1 protein-coding gene is annotated in these 1305 nt (G+C 60.9%); it reads left to right on the plus strand.

Annotation, left to right across the window (positions count from 1 at the left end; all coding sequences use genetic code 11):
- Positions 1 to 156 precede the first annotated feature (156 nt).
- The gene (locus ACFFWD_RS27675; RefSeq protein ID WP_376970626.1) at positions 157 to 1068 is read left to right on the plus strand and encodes an SDR family NAD(P)-dependent oxidoreductase; all 912 of its coding nucleotides are present in this window, start codon (positions 157 to 159) and stop codon (positions 1066 to 1068) included.
- Positions 1069 to 1305 lie beyond the last annotated feature (237 nt).

A 1305-nucleotide genomic window follows, 5' to 3' on the forward strand; every position in this document is an offset into this window, starting at 1 on the left:
GGCCCTAAGCGGATATCAGGGAACTCCCCGGAAGCGGACGCATTGTCGATTGCAGGGGACGTGAATCTGGCTTTGCCAAAGGGACATAGCGCCCCGACAGTTGGTGTCACGGTTGCGCGCAGACGCATTCAATCTTTGCCGGAAAAGGATAGCGAGATGACGGAACGAATTTCGTTGGAGGGGAAGGTCGCGGTCGTGACTGGGGCAGGCCGCGGGCTGGGGCGGGCATACGTCGAACTCCTCGCCGAACGCGGGGCCCGGGTCGTGGTGAACGACCTGGGGACCGACGTATCGGGGTTCGGGAAGGACTCCACGATAGCGGAACAGGTCGCCGACCTCATTCGGTCGCGTGGAGGCGAGGCCATCGCGAATGACAGCGATGTCTCCAGTCCTGAAGGTGGCAGCGACTTGATCGCGACGACCACCAAGCATTTCGGGAGAGTAGACCTTCTCGTGAACAACGCTGGTATCTGCGGAAGCCAGCTATTCGAGGACGCCACCCTTGATGATTTCGATCACTATTGGCGCGTGCACCTCGGCGGGCCGGTCAACACGGTGAAGGCTGCCTGGCCGTACATGGTCGCACAGCACTATGGGAAGATCATCCTCACGACTTCGGTCGCCGGGCTGCTCGGAATACGGGGCCAGGCCACCTATGCGGCGGCGAAGTGCGCAGTCGTCGGATTGATGCGCATTCTTGCAATTGAAGGTGCCGAGCATGGGATTCTCGTGAACACCATTTCGCCAGCCGGGTATACGAGGATGCACCCGGCGGCGGTTGCGGATCCCGCTTGGCTGAAGCAGAGCGAAGCCACAATGCCGGTTGAGGCGGTTGCGCCGGCCATCGTCTGGCTGGCAAGCGATGGGTGTTCGGAGACGAACCGCATCTACAATGTGGAAGCCGGAACAATTCAACGTATCGCTATCGTCATGGGACGTGGCTTCCACGACCCACATCTGACACCCGAGAGCATCGCCGAGAATTACGCAAAGGTCGAATCGATCGAGGGCTTCTTCGAGCCGGGTCCGTTCGAGCCCGGTCAGATACCCGCAACGGCGAAGTCTTGAGGAACGAGGTTAGGTCATGGCGACGTTCGACTCTGGCAGACAGCGTTACTCTATGAACTTCTACGCAAGTCATCAGCGGCCGCTCCAGAGGCGGAGCTACACTGGCCGCCCAAGCAGACCTGCTGAAGGTCAGCTAAGGGTCCACGCCCGGAAGAACTCGGGTGGAGCATATCGAGTCCGCTTCACCCCCAAGGAGCGGACGTCTAGCGGACATGCCGGGTCGGCCGCTTGGGGCCA

This window comes from Bradyrhizobium erythrophlei (genome assembly GCF_042430365.1).
GTDB classification, from domain to species: Bacteria; Pseudomonadota; Alphaproteobacteria; order Rhizobiales; family Xanthobacteraceae; genus Bradyrhizobium; species Bradyrhizobium erythrophlei.

Excerpts from the sequence above, each read along its gene's own strand:
- ACFFWD_RS27675 (WP_376970626.1), top strand. The coding sequence starts at position 157 with ATGACGGAACGAATTTCGTTGGAGGGGAAGGTCGCGGTCGTGACTGGG.